This is a genomic window from Jezberella sp., from assembly GCF_964834465.1.
Map to the genome: position 1 here is coordinate 1 of NZ_CBAZRM010000010.1, position 23077 is coordinate 23077.

Consider the following 23077-nt stretch of genomic DNA (forward strand, 5'->3'; position numbering starts at 1 on the left):
TCATCCCTAAACTTGCCATTAAAACTTTCGTTGGTGCCGTTCTGCCATGGCTTGCCTGGCTCGATCAACATGTTTGTCATCCCATGGCGAGCCGCCCAGTCCAGCAACACCGTACTCACAAACTCCGGGCCATTATCGCTTCGCAGATAGCAAGAGCTGCGCCGGTGGGTCTACGGGGGCGGGAAAGTGCTGCCGGGACTCGTTACTCGGCGCGAGGCTGATGTCGCTTGGCTGCTTCGCAACGCCTGACCGCAGAGGCACGCGGAAGAGCTTGGCGGTAACGAAATTCCCTCCACCGGCCGCACCTGGAACTTGGCCTCGCCGCCGGTCTCCAGCAGCATGACCGCCCCGACTGGGAATGACCTGGCAATGCTCACCAGCAGACTGCGAATGTGCTGGTCATCCCACACCCATCCACGCTGAAAATCCGGTAACTGAATCTTCGCCTTGACGATTTCAGCCAGGATCTCAGGCAATAGCCGCTTGGTGCTGTCGAAAGTGCTCATTGTTCTGCCTTTTCTATGCGGTATTTTTGGCCATGAGTAATCCCATTAACCATCCGCCTACGATTCAAGTAATCCACGCATCCAGGAAGGAGTACGGACATCAAGCTGGCTTGACCTTCACGTAAGTCACATTGAACTCCTTGCACTGTCGATGCTGCTGCATTCGGTTCGCGAAATTGAAGGCATCGTTGAGCTCAAAACGCTGGAACACATCCAGTCCACGACTCAGCACGATCTTCCAGCCGTGGTCGGTCGTAATGTCGCGGTCATGCTTGGTGCCGGTGGTGTCGTATTCCCAGGTGAACTGAATGCCGATGCCAAGGCAAGAGTCCGCCATTTTTTGGAAGTTCTCAGTTTGGCGTTCACCGTTGAACTCATCTTCAGTCGTGATGACATGCACCGCCACCTCGTTCTCTCGGCCGACCTGTTTGCTGATTGTTTCTAGCAATTCCATCATGTTGCGTTGCTGATGAAACATCCGTAAGTAGGGGTCAGTCACAGTGATTCGGCTGGCTCCCATCAAGTAAGGCCCGAACAATTTGTCGAAACTTACGCCGCGTTGGTTTTCCTGGAAGACGAGGTGCGTCTCTTTCAGTAAGGTCGCTGCATCAGGTGAGGCGGCTGTGACGGTTGTGGGTACATTGGAATCAGAGACATCCGTTACCGATGAAGACAATTCTCTCGCTGGAGGCATCGCATCGTCTGAAGCGCCCTCAGCGGCCACGCGGCGATGGTAGGAGTTCGGATATTCCTCCTCTTCCAATGTGGTGACGAGTACCTCTCTACCATCCGGCGTCGAGTAGACAAAGCGCACTGGTGGATAGGTGGTATCAATTCTCAGCAGTTGATCCTTGACCCGTTTTCGGCCCTCAATGGCCACACGCAGGATCTCCTCGATCTCAGCATCGGTTGCCTCACCCTGAGGAAATAAAATCTTCATCAACCCCGAAAAGGTCTTGTTGATGCCGTCACGATCTCGTGTGGAGATATCGTCAGACAGTCGAAATTTTTCTTTGTAACGATCCGAAAAATCGTGACTGCGCAGTGAGCGCAGAATTTCGGCTATGTAGTCCACCACAAAGCCGTAGCCGTCAGAGAACATCTCGCCCCGAATGACATCTACTTCCCAACCTGGGATGTAGCTATGAATTCGGTCCAGAAAGGCTGAGTCGTGAAACTTTTCAGGCAGGGGGTCGAACAGATCCGAATGCTTGAGCATGTATGGCACCGTGTGGTCGGTATTGCCCACGAACACCATGCTGGCCTCGGCACCAAGCGTTTCCACGCCGCGCGAGAAGGACTTGTTCGCCATGTAGTTCTTCATGATGTCCACAAGCGCCTTGTCCACACGCTTCTGCTTGCCAGCGAATTCATCGAAGGCAACCACGTCCCAATAGCCCACTAATCCCAGCTTGCCGGTACCGTTGTGGACGAACAGCTTGGGCACTGTCACCTCACCGCCCGATATCAAAATGCCGTGCGGTGAAAACTCCGAGAAGATGTGCGACTTGCCAGTGCCCTTGGGGCCTAGCTCGATCAAGTTGTAATTGCGCTCACAAAAGGGGATGAGCCGGACCAACTGGCTAAGCTTGTTACGCTTGCCGAACATCTGAGGGTTGAAGCCTACGCTTTGAATCAGCAGGTCAATCCACTCCTCCGTGCTGAACTGCTTGCGCGCTGCCAGGTAACCGTCGAAGTCGAAGTGCGACAGCTGAATTGGCTTGATGGACGCGAGCACCCAAGGCGTCGCGTTTTTGTCCTCCGTGAACATGTACTCCAGGTCAGCGATGCACCACACGCCGCCCACCAGCAGCTTGGGGTGGGCCTTCACCGTGGCGGAGTCGATGATGATTTTCTTGATCCCCAAGTTAGCAAACTCGGCCTCATAGGCATCTGACTTGTCGTTCAGCGCAACGCTGATGCGGTCGATGACCTTGTGTCGGCCCTTTTCCTTGATGGTGGAGCGCACCAGACCCGCCTCGTTGCGATGCACATAGTGCTTGCGCAGAATCTCGCGAACCGTGTCGATCCCCGCCTGGATGGTGGTTTCATCGTTGGTTGCGCAATATTGGCCCAGCAAGTACTCCAGCACATAGGTGGGGACGATGGCGTTGCCCTTCACCGTTTTGACCAGATCCTTGCGGACCACCAGTCCGGCAAAGTGCTGGTTTATTTTGTCATCTAGCTGGCTCATGGGCGGTTCCTCGGGCAATCAATCAAAAATCAAACTCACTGGAGAACGAGCGCCGGATGGCGTAACGCACGGCCTTGTACTTGGAGAAATGCGAGGTTCCGTCAACCTGCTCATCCAACCGCAACTCCACCTGCTGGTTGTTGAAATCGTCGGCCTTGCGGCTCAGGATGAAGCGCACAGGCAACTCACGCTCGCGCGGGTTGTCAGAGGCAAAATCGAAGGTCAGGTCGTGCGTATCTGAAATCGGCTCGCCATCCAGGGTGTAAATGCCAGCCTTCAGTCGCCGCGCCTGCTGCTTTTCCGTGACCGGACCAGTCTGGTAAAGCACAACGGCTAGTTGTCCGGTTGTAATGGTTTTGCCTCCACCGCCGATGAACTCAACGTCCACCCGGCCCACATCGCTTTGGCGCTTTTTATTGATGCTGATGACAGGTATCACCACCTCTTGTAAGGTGGCGCCGCCATGCACAAACCGACTGCCAGAGCCCTTCAAACGCAGACGATTGATGGACTTCGGTATCTGCACTTCCAGCGTGCCCGAGAGCGACAGTTGCTCAGGGCTAAAGGTCTTGAAACTAGGATTGGCGCGCAGTCCCTTGCCCAGCACAAAACGGCGGTCGATGTAGAGTACCTGCCTACCTTCAGGCTCTGCGCTCAAAAAATCGCTCTCAGCCAAAGCGCGGTTTTGGTAGATGAATCCGTGATCTGCTGTAACGAGCAAATTACTCGCATTGGCATTGGTCAATTTCTTCACGAGGCGCAACAACTCGTCCAGCGTTTCTTCCGCCGCACCAAATACGCGCTCCTCGGTATCACGGGTGTCGCCGGTCTTGTCGATCAGGTTGTGGTAGACATAAACCACATCGTTGTCTCGGATCAACGCGCGCGATTCATCCCGCCCCATGCCCAGCACATCCTTGGCCAACACCACGGTTGATGCGGGCACCGACGTAGCCAGAATCTTGGCCCGGTTGACCGAACCCATGCTGCTTTGGCCGTCAACCAGCGCTTGGCCGCTGTCGTCATCCACCAACTGCAAGGTCTGGTTCGGCAATAGTGCGGCCATGCCCAGTTGGGTATAACTAGGCAAGCAAGACAAAGCTGGTTCCAGCTCTGCGTCAAAACGATCTTCACGCCGGATCAGGCTTTGCAACTCTTCGCCAATCTCATAACGGAATGCGTCCGAGATCAGCACACAAACCTTGGTTTTGCGTTCCAGATAGGGCCGCACAAAACGGTTGAAAAATTGAGCCTGAGAAACCACTGGTGCTGCTTCCCAGCGCGCGCTTGCATCCACAAAGGTTTGCCAACGGTCGTTGAGCCTTACCAGAAAGTTGTTCGTGTACAGGTTCTCGATCAGATGGTTCAAGTCCTGTAATAAAGAGGCCTGGCCGGATTCACGCGCGTGGTGGATGAACTTGCGATAGCGCTGATCCAACCGGAACCAGGTCTGGGCGTATTTCTTGACTCCATCCTCCAGCGAGTTCATCTCCAGTTGAGTCATGCCCAACAACTGTATGAACTGCGCGCCGTGTTCAATGGCCAGATAAACGTCTTTGAAACGGTCAAACCAATGCCCCTGCCGACGTTGCCGCACCCACTGTTCTACCTCCTGCGCCGTCACCGTGCGCGCCACCACGTCTCGCACCAAATCACTGAGGATCTTCTGGTCGATCAGCTCGAAATAGTCCAGATCCATAAGGGTGCGGTAATCGATGGCTTGCAATTTCTCATCGATTTGCAAGATCGCCGCGCACTCGTCGGATAAGGTTTCAAAGCGCTGGCTATGGGCTCGACTATCTTTCCAACGCCGAATGAACACTTGCGCCTCGGCAGAAAGACGCGCCTTGTATTCCGGCTCCACATCGGCAAAGAAGCAGGTTTTGAAAAGCTCAATAACAAAGTCGCGTAAGCCAGGCTGTTCAGAGGCATAGCCGTACGCACGCTTCATGCGTTCCCACAGGAACTCACCCAAACCGCTGCGCTCGATCAGTTTTATGCGCGTATCCACGCCCTCGGCCACGTCGGCCAATAGCGCTTCCAGCATCACATCCAGCCGAGGTTCCGTGCCCACGCACACCGCCAGCATCTTTTGGCGCAAGGCATTTTGGCTATCTCCGCTCTCCAGCATCCCGCGCAAGGCTTCGCGCCGTTTGCTGGACTCGAAAAATGCCACATGGGCTTCAAGCAGCGGGTAGCAGTCTGGCCCAAGCTCCAATTCAGCCAGCCACAGCGCCACTTGATCGGTGCGGAAGGTATGGCCACTGGCCAACTGGACATCGAGCAGCCAGTTATGCAGATGCTCGGGCTCCGGTCCGTCACGATAGAGCAGAAACTTTTGAGCTGGCTTCGCGCGCAATACGCGGTGCTTTACACCAAACTCGTTGTTAGCCAGCTCGATCTTCTCAATGCCCGGCAATTCCAGTGCAGCGAAGTCCGCCCGAAACTCATGGCGCGTGTCGTACCAAAAAACTACGCGCTGCTTTTCGAACAGATTGCTGAGTGCCTGGGTGATTTTTGGGTTGCTCATCAGGCTCAGTCCTCTTCCTTTGCATCCAGCCCGACGATTTTCTTCAGGGCTGGGCCGAGCTTGAGGTAATTGACTTTCACCCCGTCGTCCAGATTCAGGAGCTCTTGCTTTGTAGCCAGCGGGTAGAGCACGTCGCGCTCGTAGTCGTCCAACTCCTGCAGCTGCTTCTTGATGGTGTCGATTTCCTTGTTGGCTCGGGTCTTCTCGACCTGGCTGGCCGTGGCGCTGACGCCTACCTGCTGCAAGTAGCTCAGGTGTGCGGCCAGCTTATTACGGAAGTCGCGCAGGTAGCCGTTAAGTACCACACTCACCGTATCCGGGCGGTAGCGATGCAGATAGATCAGCGCGTTGAACGTACCTTTGGGGCTGGAGAACAGCCAGTAGATCGGGCGCTTCTTATAGCGCTTGACGTGATCGCTGTAGAACTCTTTGAGGAAGTAGTCGCGGATCGGTTGCGGCTTGCCTTTCTTGCCCAGCGCCTTTTCGACAAACTGCAGGTTTTCTTCGTAATGCGCCTCGCCAAAAGCCACACGTAAAAACTGGCGGAAGCGCTCGGCGATGTCGTCGGTGAACCAGTCGCCGTCCAGCATAGGAATTACGTTGTCGTCGTCCGCCGGAAAGCTCGGCTCAGGAACCTGCCGCAGGTAGTCCGCGAGGGTTTCCCCCTGGTTGGCTAGGACTAATCCCGACTTGTCGAGGCTGTAGCGGCCAAACATGCAGCCCACGGCATAGCTCACCAGCTCGCGCATGGTGTCGGCCAGCATCAGAGCTTCAAGCTCGTCCTCGCTCTTGTCCCCCCCGTAGCGGTAGTGCGGGTTACAGGTAAGCGTGATCTCGTTCAATGGCACATCTGGCTTCAGCTCATCCTGCAGGCCGTATGCGCCAATGAAAATTCGGTTGTTTTCCTCTTCTAACCGCTGCATCTCTAGCGTCATCTCGTGCCAGTGGGTGCGGAGATTCTGGTACGCAGACTCTATGGTTAATTTCCGGTAGTCGGGATTAAGCAGCGGCAAGCTCGTGAAGTCCCAAGATCTTTCGTAAGAGTCCCAATCGACTTGCGCAGTCTTAATAAGTTTCTCAGGATTAAGGTAGTGATCTTGATCGAAATAATCTTCGAAGACTGGAAGCAAAGCTATTTGCCCAGCCTCAAAGTTTAAAGTTGGGGAGATGCTTGCAAGAATTGATTTTGCTACCGGAGAATTGGCAAATCCCAACAGTGTTTTTAAGTCACGCTTGGTTTCTGAAAAAATTGAGCACCCAGCGACATCAAAGATGAAACCCTCTTGGAAATAGCGCATTGAGAAACCACCGGTCGTAACTTTTGACCAGCTAATCGACGGCTTAAAGTACTCCGAAATACTCTTTATCGTTCTTGTTGGGCTACCATAAAGAGTAGCAGCATAGCCAAGCACTTCCTCACCGTCATTTCCCCAATTTACAACATGCTCACAGTTTCCGTACCAACGGCGATATGCTCCACCCTTATTGTATGGAAACCATTTTTTTCCTGATTCTCTTGCGTCCTCACGTGTCTTCGCTCTGAAGCAAACTCTCTCGATATCAACCTCAAACCATTCGCGTAAGAACCTGTTGTTGTCGCTTGTTGCCATGCCTTGACGAGTGTCGCCTTTTTTCTTCAATGGGATACCTGAGGCAAACGCATTTCTCAGCTTATCTGAAACCCAATATGCAATTGGTGTTCCAGGGATTAGATGCATTTCATTGGATGAAACAGCCGAAAGGCGTTCATTCCTTGGAGGAAACACGAAAGGAATACCTTCATCATCAGTTTCGAAGTAACGAACACAACAGTAATGCCCCTTAAAATCTGGTTTCAGATCTTTCAGTGCTACGAAAGCACTTGTACCGAAGTTGATTCCCATACTTGTCCCCCCCTTGCCTGAATAGGGCATGTGAACAAGTGAGCAAATTGTTGACTGGCTCAAAAGTTTTGTGCGTAATCTTTCGAACGACGAAAGAAACATCCAGCTTTCCATGGTGACCATGGCGCTGAAGCATCGATCCTTTATTAACTCGAGCCCCCTTTCGATGAAGGCAGAAAACAAGTCATACTTGCTGTCTTGATACTGCTCTTTAATCCAAGCGCCCATACGCCCATTCATCCCCTTGCCCCCCATATACGGCGGATTGGCAATCACCACATGGTATTTGGGACTCAGGTAATCGGTCTGCCGCAGGGCTTGCAGCACCTTCTGATGGGTCATGCTGATAAACAGCTGCCCGGAGACGTTCTTTGACTCCAGAATCCTTAACATACCGTCTACATCGGTGACATCGGGTCGGATAAGAGAACCAAAGTTGTCGGCCTCTTCAAACTGGCGTAGCGTCGTTTGTAGCGGTGCGGTGAACAGGTCTCGACCGATAAAGTCCATGTACTCGGTTAGTTCATCCGCATCAAACTTCACGTTTTCCAATACGCAGATGTTGGGCCTGATGCCTTTGTTAAAGAACCTACGCTGTTTGGCGCGTGCCTTCATGGTCAAGGCAAAGGCGGCCAATTCTCCGGCGCGTTCGTCAATCTCGATGCCGTAGAGGTTATGGGTGAGGATCTTCTCCGGAATTTCAGCAGCATCAATGCCTTCTTCTTCATAGATAGCATAGAGCAAATCGAAGGCATAGGTCAGCATGTGGCCAGAGCCACAGGCTGGATCACAGATCTTGATTTCTTCTGGGCTGCTGATCTTCAGAAAATCGGTTTCCGGCTGCTCTGGCTTGATGTAGTAGCCCATCTTCTCGGCCAACCTGGAACTGGGTCGATTGAGCATCCACAGGCGACCAAGGGAGTTTTCCACCAGGTAGCGCACGATCCAGTGCGGGGTAAAAAGCTGGGTGGCAGCGGGGATGTTTTCAGGCGTGATTTTCTGGTTTTTTTTCAGCCCCTCGAAAACCGCATCTTTTTTCTCGGAGATATAGAACTGGTAGAGCCAGCCGATCACCTCGACATCTTCGCATGCATCCGGCGTCATCGCTTCGCGAGTGTAAGCGAGGATGGAGTTGCCCGAGAGCAGGTCGTCGGGCATCAGCAACTCGGTGTAATCGTCGATTCGTTCAAACAGAAATGGCATGGCGCGGTGAAAGGCGTTGCAGGCCGCGACCACCAGCAGGCGATAGGCCTCACCTTGTGGGTCATGACTGGGCGATTTGCCCTCGAGCAGCGCAAAAATTTGCTGGCGCGTTTTTGATGAAGCGCTTTCCGGCAGCATCTCGTCGTCGATGTGCCCCATCTTGGCCTCGGCCAAGATCTCTGGCTGGAACTGCCCCTCGGCGGGGGACACCACGCCGATGCGGGTATAGCGGTTCACATCCATAAAGCGCAGTGCACAAAAGCGGTTGAACCAAGTGTAGGCAACACGCTCAATAACCTGTGCCTCGCCACGCTCCTTGATTGCCTCCTCGAGTTTCTTGATGGCCTCGGCATTTTCACGCCGTGCAGCACTGCTCGGTTGCAAAACCAGTTGCAGGCGCGCCTCAACCAGCTCCATCAGTGTGCGGCGGGCGTATTGAGCGAAGCGGCGAAGTTTGGTTGTTTCCATTGTTCTTATGCTCCTGCGGCAGCGGCAATTCGCGTCACCGGCCACTTGGGGAAATTTTCGTTCCAAGTTTCAATGTTGAAGACTTGGCAGTTTTTCACTGGATGTCTTTTCCAGCGTGGTGAGTACTTATCCGTTGGGGACAGTTTTTTGGCGATTTCATCCGAAAAATTCGGCAAAACCTCGCCCTCAAGGGTGACCAAGCTGAGGTAGTGAATTTCTTTTGACAGCCTGTCTTCAGCCCAGCGGTAGAAAAAGCTATCTATAAATTTCGAGGCAAAAGTCGAACTGAGTCTTCCATCGTTCAGTTCGTCTCGAAACTTTTGAAGACCCTTTTCCTGTGCGTTGGGGTTGCCCGGATCTTTCACTTCAACGAACAGAATGGCCTCGTCAAGCTCGACGATAAAATCCACTCGATGCATTTGGCCAATGCCGTGATAGTTGGGTTGGCTGGACTTCATTTGATCGAAAACCAATGTATCAACCGCATTGGTAAAGTCGATCTCGATGTCTCGCTCCCTGAGTTTCGTGTTCAGCGCGGCACTCATTTCCCCAACCCCCCCATTTTCTTATTCACCTGTTCTTTGGTGAGTTCGTTGAATATGTCGGCAATGGCATTAGGGGTGATTGCACGGTAATCATCCACGCTATCCACTAGAACGCGGCCCTCGGTATCACGATAGAGCGCGTGGAAGCGCACATGATCTTCTTTGCCTTTATCCATCAGCAGATCAAACCACTTGAGCAGAACATAATCGTGCGTTGCCAAGATAATTTGCTGACCGTTGCGTGACAGCTCCAGCAGAATTTCAACCAACAACTTCATCAGCTTGGGATTCATATTGGTTTCGGGCTCATCCCAAAACAGAGCTCCTGTTCGACCAGGGTCAAGCTGATGGTTCTGCAGCAGCAACTGCAGGATGCCGAGTTTACGGATTCCCTCTGCAGCCATATTGGCAGACACACTTTCGCCCTTGTTGGCGACGAACTTTGCCTGCATGCGAGTATTAAGATCGTGCTGCTCCTTGTCTCGCTGGACCTGATACTGCCCGGGATCAAAGGACATATGCACCGACCCACCAAGGTCAGTGAGGCTGAAGCGCCCCTCTAACGCATTCACCAGCTTTTCGTACACTGCGCCGAAACGTGGATCACTTTCGATCATCTCCTCTGCTTTGATGGGCTTTTTAACCATCAACTTTTCGCAGAGGTCCAAATACGTGCTGTCGAAGATGGACTCTATCGTTTTCAGGTCGGCGTCTTTGTTTTTGATACCGCGCAGCAGCGATAGAACTTCTTTCGTTGGGAAAAACAGTGGTGCACCAAGCGCTGGCTGAGCGACGACCACCGGCAACGCAACCGTTTTTGACGCGGATGTGAATCTGGCTTGCAAGCGTTGGCCACCAGCAAAGTGCGCCTCGATTTCAGCGTGCGCCCCCACCGGCGTGCCATGCCGTACCAGTTTGCCCAGGCTGTCGCCAGTCGGTCGGTAGATTCTGCAGAGCCGCTTAGCCAGATCAGCACCTTGCAGCTCATCGCTTAACGCCGCATTGGCCGCGTAGGCGGCCTTAAGCAACTGTGTCTTGCCGGTCCCGTTTTCACCAATAACGATGTTGATGCGCGGCGAGAACTGAATCGGCAGTTCAGCGAACTTGGCAAAATTCTTGAGTTCGAGTTTTTCTAACATCGGGGCCTCTATACCTGCACGCGGTTACCTGCCTGAATTTCCTTCAGCCAGGCTTCACGCTGTTGTTTGAGGTACTCGTCCAACTCAGCCTCGTTGGCCAACCAGGGCTTTGGATACCCGACCTTGATGGTGCGCGCTGGCACCAAGCGAGGCTCCGCAACGACAGACGTGGGGGCAGTTGCCTGTGGCTTGCCACCTTCCACTGGCGGAGTGGTGTCGTTGGGAATTTTCGAGGGCGGCGCAACGGGTTTTGGCTTGGCCAAGCCTTCAAGTTGCAACAACAACTGTGGATAGCGTTCATCCTCAAAGTGACGTAACTGATCGCGGATCATGGCGATCCGTTTCTGACCTTGCAGCGCTTGCCCCGCTTCGGTAAAAGGCTTTGAAAGTCTGGCTTGGTCGTCTGGATTTAGGGTGGCGTATTCTTCGGTGGCTTGAAGACGCAATCCAAGCTCATCCAGTCGGTTGGCTGCGGTTGCCTTTTCGCTGGCTAGTTGATTGGCGATACTCTGCTGCAACGCATCCAGTTGTGGTTTGGCTTGTTGCAGTCGGTTGCCTTGCCATGGGCTTTTGTCGACCAGCAGGGTCTGAACAATCTCAACTTCCGTTGCGGGGACGTAGGCGAAGTTGTCCTCTTGTTCAGCAACGAGTTGGCGAGCTTGATCAAAAATAGCCTTTTGCGGGCTTTTCATGAAGCGGCGCAGCGGGTCAATCAGTTTTTCCTTGGTGTCCAGCAGTGCATCTTCCGCTCGGGCAAGATCGGTCAGGAACCAGTTGACGTTCTTCTCGGATACTTCTTTCAAAGTGACCAGAACGGCATCCAATACATTCAAGAATGGGTACAGGGCTTGTTGAGCGTTTAGCTCGACCAGCTCAATTTCCAGATCCTTGATGGCATCGATCGTCTCGCGAGCCAATGCCCGAGCCTCGTTACTAGCGGCAGGCTTGTCGAAGAAGTCGGCAAAGAATTCTTTGAGTGTGCGTACCTGTGAGGCCGTGAACTCTACCTGTGGCTCCAGGACCAGTGTGGCGTGAGCGTTGGTGTTGCGAAGGCTACGCTCCAGAGCCTCTGCCTCCAAGGTATTGCTGTCTTGACGGATCTCGACCTTGCCACGCGCACTGAGTAGGGCCAGGTTGCACAAAATGGCCGCGTAGTACCAACCGTAGTTCTTGCGCTCGAAGCGCTCGATCAAGCTCTTGACCGTGGTACGCACGCCGCTTCGCGCATTGCTCTGAATGAAGGCGAGCAGTTCTTGCTCCGCCTCAGTCAGACTGGTGGCGTCGTTGGCCAGCAAACCGTCTTCGACCATACGCAGATGCTTGCCCACATCGGCTTCATAGAACGGCAGATCGCGCAACATACGTAGATTCGGGTAAGTGGTCTGGATCAGATGATCGAAACCTTTGAGCACCCGTGTCTGACCATCCTCGCTACTGACATCAACATCTGCTGCGTTGATGATCAGTGCAGCCTTGCCAAGCAGCGCTTTCGCGCGCACTTGCAGGTCGCTTAGACGTTCCGTGTTCTGGAATCCCTTGGCGTCCAGAATTCGTTTGACTGCCTCTTGCTGCGTGTTGCTGTTCTGACGGATATATTTCTCCGTGCGCTTGTGCATGGTCAGGTCTTGCATGAAGCGTGCGTCGGCAGGAAGCACCACACGCAACTCGTCCCGGCCCATGCTTTGCATACGCTGCAGAGTAATGTTGTCAAAGTTGTCGGACAGAGGAGTAATGATGTGAATCGCAAGCTCGTACTCCCGGCTCAGTGCCCGGTCATCCATTTTGCGGGTGTACGCATAGTCCTGGCCGTTGCTGTGCCGAATCTTGCGCTGTTTGATCACACCGTCAAAAAGCAGCGTTTCCAGTTCCTTGATTACGTCGGCCGTTTCGACATCGGTATTCTTAATCTCTTCTTCTACGTCCTTTTCCTCATCGGTCAGGTATTCGTAAAGGTCGCCATTACGCTGAATGTAGGTTTGTTGCTCCAACAGATTCAGCGCCGCTTCCAGCTTTTTACGCTGGGCAGGAACGTCTTCGCCAAAGCGTTCCAACATCAGGACACTCAGATTGCGCAGTGTGGCCTTGAATTCTTTAACGTACTTGACCAGAAAAAGCGCCTTGAGAACGCGGATTGCATAGGGATCACCCAGGTTTCGCTCTGCCGTGTTGATCGCACTCTGTATGCCACTTTTTAGTGCCCCACGAATGCCTTCGAACATGCGGTCGAACGTGGCTAATTGCCCAACTGGTTCGTTATCGATGGCAATGGCTACTTCGCGGAAAACGCCAAGCATGGAGCGTTCACCGACAGAGCTGGCCTTGCCTTCAAATCCGTTGTGGACAGAGATGCCACGAATGGCCGATTGAAACAGCGGGAACTGATACGGTACAAAGGGGTAGGCATAAATGAAGTGATCTTCATCGCGGAAGTTTTGGTAAGCCTGCCCGCCGTCAGCAAAGTCAAACAGGGTTTTGAAGTTGTTGACCTGTTGGGCGTAGGTTGTCTTTAAAAGCTCTGCGCCAATTTCGTTTTTGGTAAGCAGTCGCTTCTGGATCACCTCAGCCACATCGGCGCTGGTAAGCTTAAGACGGTTGGCAAAGCGAGCCTGAATCTTGGTGAAGTCGTTGCTTTGCTGCTTGCTCAAGTCACCTAACACAGAGTTCATGTCCTCCTGTGCTGTGACGATGATCCACGCGCGCCCCTGACATTTGGTGGCCAAGCTCTCAGCCACCGTCTGCAGGTTGGTCATGAGCTTGGTGTTTTCGGCAATGTATTGGCCGACCTCATCCACAAAAAAGTTGAGCCGGAAGTTGGCTGGTTTATTGTCAAGCCAAGCTTTGACCTGATTGCCGAAGTCTTCAATCGAGACGCTGTACTGATTGCGGTACTTGTCGAGAATGCCTTTGGACAAAGCAGGATCTTCACCTGTGATCTCGGCATAGGCTTTGGCAATATTCCCCGCCTCCAAAAGCGCCTGCTCACGCCCCCGCTCCCAAGACTTATTGGCGTGGCGTTGATAAGCGTCCTTGAAGTGCTGTAACTGATCACGCCCATCGAGGTCGCGCTCGAACTGGGCAATGTAGCCCTGCTTGCCAAAATAGCCGCACATCTCGTTGAAGACTTTTACAAAAACCGACAGCAGCGCATCTATTTGCGTTTTGCTAATGATGTCGGCCTTCTGGTCGATATTGAACAAGATACTTTTAGATGGAATGGCGACGGCTTTTTTGAGTGCCGCGCGGAGTAACTCATCCTCTTTCTGTATTTTTGGAAGAAAGATATCTAGCGCGTTATCTCCGTTGACCTGACGGTTTTCCAACAGCAGGGCGAGCATTTTGAGCAGGTGGGATTTGCCGGAGCCAAAGAAACCTGACACCCATACACCATTGGCCCCGTGATAATCGTTGTAGGCATCGAGGAAATGCTCGAGGCGCTTGGCCACTTCGTCCGTTAGTACATATTCACTGAGCTCGTTGTGCAGACTGGACTCATCGTCAGCTTTGATGACGCCTTCGATGGGGCGACTGACGGGATTCAGAAATATACGATTGAGTTCCAAAGTCTTCCCCTCAAACCTGTGTTTCAAAGATGTTGAATGCGCGGTAATACTTGTCGTCGTGCAACAAACCAAAAAGCTCTAGCGATGCGCCTTGCTCAAGCGAGTGGCGGTACTCACCGGGAAAGAACATCACCGTTGGCTTGTCTTTGGCCGTACTCTGCAAATTGTTGAGTACGTTGTGCGAGCGAATGTGAGGAAATACTTCACCTATGCCCGACAAGAAAAGCACGTCGAACTCCGCCTGCCCCAGACGTTCGCCAATTGCTGGAATCAGATAATCCTCAATACCCAGCACGTTTTGGAGTAGTTCAAGAAGACTGTCTTTCTCAACTTCGCTTTCAATTGCAAGGATCTCATCCCACAAACTGCTATCGGGACTACTGCCTTCGCGAGCTTTGAGTAGTTCGATGCACAAATCGTAGAGGTTGATTTCCAGGACCTTGATGCCACGCCCGCCCAAGCATTCGACTGAAAGGCTTGCAAGGGTATTTATCAGCCGGCCTTGCATACGCTGCATCTCGAAGGCCTCGGCGGCCTTGAACTCGCAGATGTAGAACGGCAAATCATTGTTCAATCCGCGCATTTCAAGGAAGCGTTGACTGCTGATCACACTGACCAAGTGTTCAAAACGAGCAGACAGCGGCTGCTGGCTGATTTTCTGGCTCATGTCAGCCACCTTTGTATTTCGTTGTCAGTAGCGGGGAAGACCAACAGATCATCGCGCCCACGACGAGCCAATAACTGCGCAAGCCGAGGACTGAGCATGGCGGCCTGAATGTGCTGTTGATCCGAAATTAAACCGGCATCTCGTAGCATCCGGAACAGATTTTGCCGAAGCTTGTACTGCGTAGACTTAGCGATCTCGTCCAGCTCGGCGTGCCAAAGTGCCTTTGCGTTGTAAAACGCGTCGTAATCCCCAAAAGAGAGTTGGCGACGCATCAGGAGATAGTGCTCGCGCAGCACTTCAATAGCGAAATCATGGATGATGGCGTAGCGGCGACACGCTGCAACCCAGAGCAGGTAGCCGCGATCACGGGCATTACCATTGACTAATTCCTCAAGCTCATCCGATTCGAGCAGCTCCAACCGCGAAATTAATTCTTTACTGATCCTAAGAGCAGCCGCAGCAGTTCTCACCTGAAGCAAGTTGTCATTGCGCACTTGATCGCGAGTTTGCGACCAGTTACGCAGCGCGAGATAGCGCTCGACGATGACGGGAGCCTCCTGCAAGAACAGCCCTCCAGTTGTGAACGATAGGCGGTAGCGATCAACCATCACTCAATCCCCCATCAGGGCCATATCTGGTGCTAGTAGGCAGCTTTTCTGGGGCTACGTAGCCAGGGGCAAGTAATGCGTTTTTCACCCCGTATAGAGCCAAGTGGTCCCTCAGCCAGAGCCGATACTCATGGCCTTGCATACTGTGGTCGGGCGAGGCATCCACACCCCAGTGCAACAACATGTAGCCAGCGACAGCAGCCCGAACACGCATCCGAATCGAACCGTCTAGCATGCCGTAGTCCATCTCGGTTATCTCCGGCCTGGGTCGATCAGGATGTGGTACCAGCTCTAGTTCGACGATTCTGGTCCATTGAATGTCCTGGTCGCTGAGTTCATGGGGCTCGGGCTTATCGCTCCTAAGAACCTTTGGATGCTTTATCCGGGTGACGACGAAGTCTCGGAACTCCTGAGACTTCCGGTCGAACGCGCGCACGTGCCAACGCAGCCCGTTGTCGATTAACGCAAAGGGGACGATCACCCGCTCAGTACAGCCACTAGATATGGAGTAGTACTCAACGCGGAGCGGACACCCCTGATGGATAGCCCGGGTCACGCTCGCCAACACATCCAGATCCGGGTGTGTAAGCCGTGAGGGGCTCTCGCTGACCACCCACGCCTTGAGCCGCATCGGCTCGCCGTCACCAAAGCCCTGAGTCAGCCAAGACAGCACCCGTTCCGGGGGATAGTCGAACACGGGCCGGAAGTCCGGTCCCAGGACGTAAGCCTTGCCTTTGGGGTCGTAGTCGATGTTGCCCGGAGACAACTCCTTATAGAGCGCCAAATCCCGGGTTGCCGCTGCGGACTGGATGCCAAACCGCCCAACCAAGTCCTGCCTACGGATCTCCCCCACGAAGCGCACACGCAGCTCAATGAACGCGAGCCGATCGCGCTGAGGCTGGGTCAATTCTGCAAGTTTGTCTTTGGGCATTCCTGAGTGCTCTATCGGATTAACGAATGCTTGTACGGGTTGTTGCGTGAAGTATATAAGCTGCTCTAGAATGTGGCAATGCAATGTTTTTGATTCTTGTATGCGTTGCATTGTGATTACCACATGACAGGCAATGCCCGCACTTTGGAGCATGGGAGTGAAAGCAGACAAAGCCATCGCGACCTACCGGCGCATGCGGGCGCAGCCGCTGTGGCGTCTGCTTGCCTCGACTACCGGGCCTACCGTCATTGGCCTGCTTCAATCTCATCTGTATGAGAGCGAGCGAAGCCTCCCTGCCTCCATTTTTCACGAACGCATTGCAAGGGATCTGGAGGAACTGCGCGCCCAAGGCGAAGACTTTCCCCAAACGGCACAGGCGTATGTCGCTAGCTGGCTCGCCGATGGGTTCCTGGAGCGAAGCTTCCCGGCTGGGGCTTCAGAAGAAGAATATGAACTCTCCACGGCGGCTGTCGAAGCCATTCGGTTCGTATCTGGACTGGCACAGCCGCACTCCGCCGCGACCGAAAGTCGCCTGACGCTCGTCATTGAGGCATTGGCCCGACTTGCCGAGGACACCGACACTGACAAATTCCGCCGCATCGACCGGCTCATGGCCGAGCAAGCCCGCATCGATAAGGAGATTGATGCCATCCAGAAGGGGCAGATGCGCGTGCTGCCCCAAACAACGGCGCTCGAGCGCACGCGGGAGATCATCACGCTGGCCGACGATCTGGCCGGTGATTTCCGCCGTGTCCGCGATCAGTTCGACCAGCTCAATCGAGATCTCCGTGAACGCATCATGGACAACGATGGCAATCGTGGAGATGTGCTGGATTCGCTGTTCGCCGGAATCGACCTGATTTCAGAGAGCGACGCAGGAAGGACTTTCTCCGCTTTCTGGCGTTTGCTCACGGACCCAGAACAGGCGGCCACGCTTGATCAGGCACTTGATAGCGTCATGTCGCGGGAGTTCGTGGGGCAACTCGAAGCCAAGGAGCGACGGTTCCTTCTGCGTCTAACGCGCACCCTTCTTGAGCAGGGCGGCATGGTTCACGAGGTGCTCCAGACCTTCGCGCGCAGCCTGAAGCACTTCGTCCAGAGTCGTGAATACCTCGAGCAGCGCCGACTCAATCACCTGCTGAAAGACGCCCAGCGCGCAGCACTGGCCCTGAAGAACGAGGTCAGGGCCACAGAAACCCTCCAATACACGCTTGAGCTAACGAGCAGTCGTTTGCGCTCATTGTCTCAATGGGTGCTGCACGACCCATCCCTACAAGCATTGCCCGGGCAGATGGCAGAAGGGGATGCGCCGCCAATCGACCTTGAGTCTGTGAGCGAACTGGTCGCACAGTCCGAGATCGACTTCCGAACACTGAAGGCCAACGTGCTGGCTGTCCTGGAGCAACGCTCCCAGGCATCCATTGCCGACGTGCTGGAGCAGTTCCCCGCTGCACAGGGGCTGGGCAGCGTCGTCGGCCTGCTGGCGTTGGGCAGTCGGCATGGGTTCAAAGCCGACCACAGTGAAACCGTAGGCTGGGTTGGAGGCGACGAGCAGCGTCGTAGCGCCCGAATTCCAAAGATCTTCTTTTTGAGGGAGCGGGCCAATGAACTGGTCTGAGAACGACGAATCGGCAATACCAGCCGAAGCACAAGCGCCAGATGCTGCTCAAGCACCTACCAACACCCTCTTCATGGGTGACAGCGGCGAGTTGCCACTGGATACCCGGCGCGCATTAGTACAACTGCTGGCAGGGCCATCGCTCGACGGACGTCGGCATCCAAAACTCTGGCCGATCTTGGCGCGAGACGAAGCGGTGATCCGTCGGCGTCTTGCCGAACTGTTTCTCGAACTGGTCATCGATCGGGATGTGCAAGTGGCCTTCACGCGTCAGGCAGATACCGGCGACCTTGAAGTGCCCCTGCTGCTGCGTCGCGCCCAACTGACGTTCATTGACTCCATTCTGTTGCTCCACCTTCGCCAGCGATTGACCCAGGCGGACTCGCAGGGGGATCGTGCCGTGGTGTCGACAGATGAGATCACGGAGTTTCTATCCCTCTATGAGCGCGCCGCCAACACCGACCGTGCAGGGTTCGTGAAACGGGTTCATGCCTCCATCGAGAAGATCAAGAAGCACAGCATTCTTCAGAAAATTCGCTCGAGTGAGGATCGCTTCGAGATTTCGCCGACGCTGAAGCTCCTCTTCTCGGCAGAGGAAATACAAGCGCTGACGCACCTGTATCAGCGAATGGCTGCCGGAGAAACGCCAGCGCAGCTGGTTCAGACTGAAGCTGATGAGGAGGCTGGCCAATGATCTCGGAACCCCAAACCGCCTCCTTGTTTGCCCGCGAGCAGTTCCGGATGACCCGCCTGCAGGTTTACAACTGGGGTACTTTCTCCGACCTGCACGACGTACCAATCAGCGAGCGAGGCTTTCTGTTTGTGGGTCGATCCGGCGCAGGGAAGTCGACGCTGCTCGATGCATTTTCGGCGTTGCTGACGCCACCTCGCTGGATCGATTTCAACGCTGCTGCGCGTGAGGCAGACCGCAGTGGCCGAGACCGGAACCTCGTCACCTACATACGTGGTGCGTGGGCAGAACAGAAGGATGGGGAGTCGGGTGAGATCGCAACGCGCTACCTGCGCTCGGGGACAACGTGGTCAGCCTTGGCACTGAGCTACCAGAACGCCTTGGGCCAGTCTGTGGTGTTGGTTCAGGTGTTCTGGCTGCGGGGCAATGCGAACGGCAGCACCGACGTCAAACGCCACTACCTTGTCATGGAGCGGGCCTTTGACCTGCGCGAGCTCGAGGACTTCGGCCAATCCAACTTCGACATCCGCAAGCTCAAGCAGTCCTTCCCGGAGGCATTCGCCCGCGACGAATTTCGTCCCTATTGCGAACGGTTCTGCCGTCTGCTCGGCATCGAGAGCGAAATGGCGCTGCGTTTGCTGCATAAAACCCAGTCGACTAAAAACCTCGGCGACCTCAATACCTTCCTGCGCGACTTCATGCTCGACAAGCCCGAGACCTTCGAGGTAGCGGATCGCTTGGTCAGTGAATTTGGCGAGCTCAATGCGGCCCACCAGGCAGTCGTCACGGCCCGCGAGCAGGTTCAAACGCTCGCGCCAGCGCGGGATCAGCACCTGCGCAGGGACTCGCTGATGCTGCAGCGCAATAGCTTGGATGAGCTTCGGTTGGGCGTGGACGGCTACCGGGAGACCCGCCGCATTGATCTCCTCAAGCAGCATGTCCAATCCCTGCAGGTGCAAGCCAGTGGCACTGAAGGCGAAGTGAGTCGACGTCAAAGCACCCTGGATAACCACACCACGACCTTGCGCGATCTGGAGCGACAGCACCGTGAAGCAGGCGGTGATCAGATCGAGCAATGGGAAGCCGAGAAATTGGGGCTGGAGGGCCAGCGCACAGATCGCCTGCGCAAACGCAGTCAGGCCGAAGAGGCGTGCAAGAAGCTGGGCTGGAGTCTCCCGGATTCGCCTCAAGCTTTCGCTGAACTGTTGGGCAGCGCGCGGCAGGAGGTCGAAAACTGGGAGCAGCGCAGCAACGATAGCCGCGCCGAGCAGTTCCGCCTGGACAGAGAAAAGAAGGATGCCGAGACCGCGTTTTCGCAAGCATTGAAAGAGGTGCAGGCACTCCAACGACAGCCATCGAACATTCCGGCGGACATGCTGGAAATGCGTCGAGACATCGCCGCCGCCATCGAGATCTCGGAGTCGGCACTTCCCTTTGTTGGCGAACTCGTCGAGGTGAAGTCTGACGAGGCCGAGTGGCAGGGGGCCATTGAGCGCGTACTGCACGGGTTTGCGCTCTCACTCCTGGTAGACGAGCGCCAGTATTCAGCATTGGCCAATCACATCAACACCACCCACCTTGGGCAGCGCTTGGTGTATTACCGGACTGGCCGACCGGAGACGTGGCAGGCCAAGCCCATCGGGGCCAATTCGCTCGTCCTCAAGCTGAACGTCAAGGATGGGACGTATGCCGATTGGCTCCAGGCCGAACTACGGCAACGCTTCGATTATGCGTGCGTCGACTCTATTCAGTCCTTCAGGAGCGCAGATCGCGCCATCACCCGTGAAGGCCAGGTCAAGCACAGCAAAACCCGGCACGAAAAAGACGACCGTAGAAGTGTCGGCGACCGACGAAACTGGGTGCTCGGATTCGATAACCGGGAGAAGCTCGGGCTCTTTCAAGCTCAGGCGCAGGAGCTGGCTGACACCATTTCTCGCCTCGGCGTGGAGATCGACAAACTCTCCGACCAAGACAAGAATCGTGCGACCCGAGCGATGCAGTGCCAGACTCTGGTGAATCTCCAGTGGCAGGAAATAGATGTGCTCCCATTACTGGATCGCATCTCCACCATTGAACGGCAGATCCGCGAAGCGCGGGAAGGCAATACAGCCCTACTGCAAATCAGCCAACGGATCGACAAGCAAAAGGACCTGGTTGAGCAGGCTGACAAGGATCTCCGCGAAGCCAAGGTCGCGCATGACTCAGTTCTCAAGCAGATCAAAGACAGCACGCAAAAACTCGAATCCCTCCTTCAAGATGCTTCCAGAGTTTCATTGACCCCCCACCAGATCAAGGGGCTCGACGAACGATTCACCAAGCAGTCAGACGTGATCAGGCTCGAAAGCCTCGACAAGGTAACAACAGCTGTTGAGAGAGGACTCAACACAGAAATCAGTGAGATCAAAGATGAAATCGCCGATTGCGAGAAGGAAATAGAAGCACGCTTTGCCGATTTCAAACGGCAATGGCCGATGGACGCGGGCGACATGGACACGAGCCTTGCCAGCGCGCCAGACTTCTTCGCCAAGCTGGTTCGGCTGGAGACGGATGGTCTGCCCGCCTATGAGCAGCGGTTCTTTGAGTTGCTGCAGAACCAAAGTCACCAGAACCTGGCGGCGCTTTCCACCTACCTGAACGATGCGCGTAAGGCGATCCTGGAACGGATGGATCTGGTCAACGACAGTCTTGGTCAGGTGCCCTTCAACCAGAGCGCCAATCAACGCACCTATCTCCACATCGACGCCAGTGATCGGCAGCTTGTCGACGTCAAGGAGTTCAAGCAGGAGATCCAGCAGGCACTGAGCCATGCATGGACGGAGGATCGAGAGTTTGCCGAGGCGCGGTTCCTGGCCTTGCGACGACTTGTTGATCGACTCGCCAGTCAGGACCCCGAGCAAAAGCGCTGGCGTGAGACTGTGCTCGATGTTCGACAGCATGTCGAGTTCATCGGGCGGGAGATCGATGAAAGCGGCGTCGAGGTCGAGATCTACCGCAGCGGAGCAGGCAAGTCCGGCGGCCAACGGCAGAAGCTGGCCACCACGTGCTTGGCCGCAGCCCTGCGATACCAACTGGGCGGGAACGACCACGGCGTGCCGATGTATGCGCCCGTCGTTCTGGATGAGGCCTTCGACAAGGCGGATAACGAGTTCACCGCTTTGGCGATGAACATCTTTACCAATTTCGGATTCCAGATGGTGGTCGCTACGCCGCTGAAGTCCGTCATGACCCTCGAACCATTCATCGGTGGCGCTTGCTTCGTGGATATCAGCAATCGGCGCGTGTCAGGCATCCTGCTGATCGAGTACGACGGTGATCGTCAGCGGTTGAAGCTGCCAGAGCACGCACGAGAGGAGGCTGGCGTTGAAGCTTCCTGAAGATGTTCGGCAGTTTCTCGCCCGTCGCTTTCAAAGCAAGCACCGCGAGTGGTTGATCGGTGATCCGGGCGAGAGCCAGTGGCCGCTGGAAGTTCCCCTCGGCATACCGACGGAGCAGGCTGCGCTGAGGCAAGTCGACGGCGTTCGCGCTTGGGTGAGCGCATGGCAAGGCTGGCAAGGAGTCGGCACCCTGTCCTGGTGTGAGCGTCGGTGGAAAGCGCTTGGCGTCCAGCGACTGCCAGAGAAACTGGCGTTACGAGGCCCTGAAGATGTTGCCATGTGGATCGGTGCATCCGCACGGTGGGTTCGTTCCCTGTCTCGGTATCAGACGCTCACTGCTCGCTGGCCGGTGCTTGCGCAGCAGTTGCCGAGATATTTTGATGTCCTCGCTGACTACAGCGATGCCGATTTCCGTCGACTGGCAGAGATGCTGGATTGGATCAGTCGCAATCCGAAATCGAATCTCTACCCACGACAAATTCCGGTTGCCGGTGCCGACAGCAAATGGCTGGATTCTAGAAAGGGCATCATCTCTGACTTGATTGCAACGCTCCAGGGTGACCCAACAGGAGAGCGCGACTTCTTCTGGCGCTGCGGCTTGAGGGCACAGCCGCAGTTAATGCGTATGCGCGTTCTAGACCCGGATCTAAGAGCCCGTTTTGGCGGTCTTGGCGATATCTCTGCGCCTTGTGATGAGGTCGCGAGAATTGGTATACGACCAAAGAATGTCTTCGTTGTTGAGAACCTTCAAACTGGCCTGGCCTTTGATGATCTGCCAGGGGCGGTTGTGATCATGCGACTGGGTTACGCGGTTGACGTTTTGGGACAGCTTCCATGGCTACAACAGGCGCAATGTATCTACTGGGGTGACATTGATACGCATGGCTTTGCCATTCTTAATCGAGCCAGAACATACATCCCAAGCCTGAAGACTGTGCTTATGGACGAGTCTACGCTGATGAGTCATCGCGATTTATGGGTCGAAGAGAAAGACCAGCACTCTTCCACAGAGCTCCCACTACTCACCAATACCGAACAAAAGCTCTACCAGTCGATTAAAGGAAATGCCTGGGACCAACAAGTCCGCCTCGAACAGGAGCGGATACGCTGGGATGTGGCGTGGAATGCCATACAGGCAAGTATTCGATGATCCAGGATCA

13 protein-coding genes and 3 pseudogenes are annotated in these 23077 nt (G+C 54.8%); 5 read left to right on the plus strand and 11 right to left on the minus strand.

Going from position 1 to position 23077, the window contains the following annotated elements; translation table 11 throughout:
* Positions 1–149 (minus strand): annotated as a pseudogene (locus AC1W8Y_RS09035) (integrase core domain-containing protein); the annotation flags it as partial.
* Between the two features lie 4 nt (positions 150–153).
* Here AC1W8Y_RS09035 and AC1W8Y_RS09040 point away from each other — a divergent pair.
* Positions 154–249: pseudogene (locus AC1W8Y_RS09040) on the plus strand (glycoside hydrolase family protein); the annotation flags it as partial.
* A gap of 92 nt (positions 250–341) precedes the next feature.
* On the opposite strand, the pseudogene AC1W8Y_RS09045 reads toward AC1W8Y_RS09040, so the two are convergent.
* The 10 genes and pseudogenes from AC1W8Y_RS09045 to AC1W8Y_RS09090 all read right to left on the minus strand — a co-directional run.
* Positions 342–506 (minus strand): annotated as a pseudogene (locus AC1W8Y_RS09045) (DUF262 domain-containing protein); the annotation flags it as partial.
* A gap of 100 nt (positions 507–606) precedes the next feature.
* The gene (gene brxL, locus AC1W8Y_RS09050) at positions 607–2700 is read right to left on the minus strand and encodes a BREX system Lon protease-like protein BrxL (protein ID WP_482014153.1); all 2094 of its coding nucleotides are present in this window, start codon (positions 2698–2700) and stop codon (positions 607–609) included.
* Between the two features lie 22 nt (positions 2701–2722).
* Positions 2723–5230: a BREX-1 system phosphatase PglZ type A gene (pglZ, locus tag AC1W8Y_RS09055; protein WP_482014154.1), complete on the minus strand. Its 2508-nt coding sequence runs from the start codon at positions 5228–5230 to the stop codon at positions 2723–2725.
* A gap of 5 nt (positions 5231–5235) precedes the next feature.
* On the minus strand, positions 5236–8784 hold the full coding sequence (gene pglX, locus AC1W8Y_RS09060; RefSeq protein WP_482014155.1) for a BREX-1 system adenine-specific DNA-methyltransferase PglX: 3549 nt from the start codon (positions 8782–8784) through the stop codon (positions 5236–5238).
* Positions 8785–8789: 5 nt separating this feature from the next.
* A complete protein-coding gene (locus tag AC1W8Y_RS09065; protein WP_482014156.1) occupies positions 8790–9329 on the minus strand; it encodes a hypothetical protein in 540 nt (179 codons plus the stop codon).
* The gene (locus AC1W8Y_RS09070) at positions 9326–10468 is read right to left on the minus strand and encodes an AAA family ATPase (protein ID WP_482014157.1); all 1143 of its coding nucleotides are present in this window, start codon (positions 10466–10468) and stop codon (positions 9326–9328) included. Before AC1W8Y_RS09070 ends, AC1W8Y_RS09065 begins: the two co-directional genes overlap by 4 nt.
* An 8-nt stretch (positions 10469–10476) precedes the next feature.
* The gene (brxC, locus tag AC1W8Y_RS09075; protein WP_482014158.1) at positions 10477–14028 is read right to left on the minus strand and encodes a BREX system P-loop protein BrxC; all 3552 of its coding nucleotides are present in this window, start codon (positions 14026–14028) and stop codon (positions 10477–10479) included.
* Positions 14029–14038: 10 nt separating this feature from the next.
* Positions 14039–14695, minus strand: a complete 657-nt coding sequence (locus AC1W8Y_RS09080) for a DUF1788 domain-containing protein (RefSeq protein ID WP_482014159.1) — start codon at positions 14693–14695, stop codon at positions 14039–14041.
* The gene (locus tag AC1W8Y_RS09085; protein WP_482014160.1) at positions 14692–15303 is read right to left on the minus strand and encodes a DUF1819 family protein; all 612 of its coding nucleotides are present in this window, start codon (positions 15301–15303) and stop codon (positions 14692–14694) included. The genes AC1W8Y_RS09080 and AC1W8Y_RS09085 overlap by 4 nt, the downstream gene beginning before the upstream one ends.
* Positions 15296–16234: a WYL domain-containing protein gene (locus tag AC1W8Y_RS09090; RefSeq protein ID WP_482014278.1), complete on the minus strand. Its 939-nt coding sequence runs from the start codon at positions 16232–16234 to the stop codon at positions 15296–15298. The genes AC1W8Y_RS09085 and AC1W8Y_RS09090 overlap by 8 nt, the downstream gene beginning before the upstream one ends.
* 133 nt (positions 16235–16367) lie before the next feature.
* Here AC1W8Y_RS09090 and AC1W8Y_RS09095 point away from each other — a divergent pair, with 133 nt between their 5' ends.
* The 4 genes from AC1W8Y_RS09095 to AC1W8Y_RS09110 are packed head-to-tail and all read left to right on the plus strand — an operon-like array spanning position 16368 to position 23067.
* Positions 16368–17852, plus strand: coding sequence for a DUF3375 domain-containing protein (locus AC1W8Y_RS09095; RefSeq protein WP_482014161.1), 1485 nt, complete (start codon positions 16368–16370; stop codon positions 17850–17852).
* Complete coding sequence (locus AC1W8Y_RS09100) at positions 17839–18546, plus strand: DUF4194 domain-containing protein (RefSeq protein WP_482014162.1); 708 nt, start codon at positions 17839–17841, stop codon at positions 18544–18546. Before AC1W8Y_RS09095 ends, AC1W8Y_RS09100 begins: the two co-directional genes overlap by 14 nt.
* Entirely contained in the window at positions 18543–21917 is a 3375-nt protein-coding gene (locus tag AC1W8Y_RS09105; protein WP_482014163.1) for an ATP-binding protein, read from the plus strand. The genes AC1W8Y_RS09100 and AC1W8Y_RS09105 overlap by 4 nt, the downstream gene beginning before the upstream one ends.
* Positions 21904–23067, plus strand: a complete 1164-nt coding sequence (locus AC1W8Y_RS09110; protein ID WP_482014164.1) for a Wadjet anti-phage system protein JetD domain-containing protein — start codon at positions 21904–21906, stop codon at positions 23065–23067. Before AC1W8Y_RS09105 ends, AC1W8Y_RS09110 begins: the two co-directional genes overlap by 14 nt.
* The last annotated feature ends 10 nt before the right edge of the window (positions 23068–23077 follow it).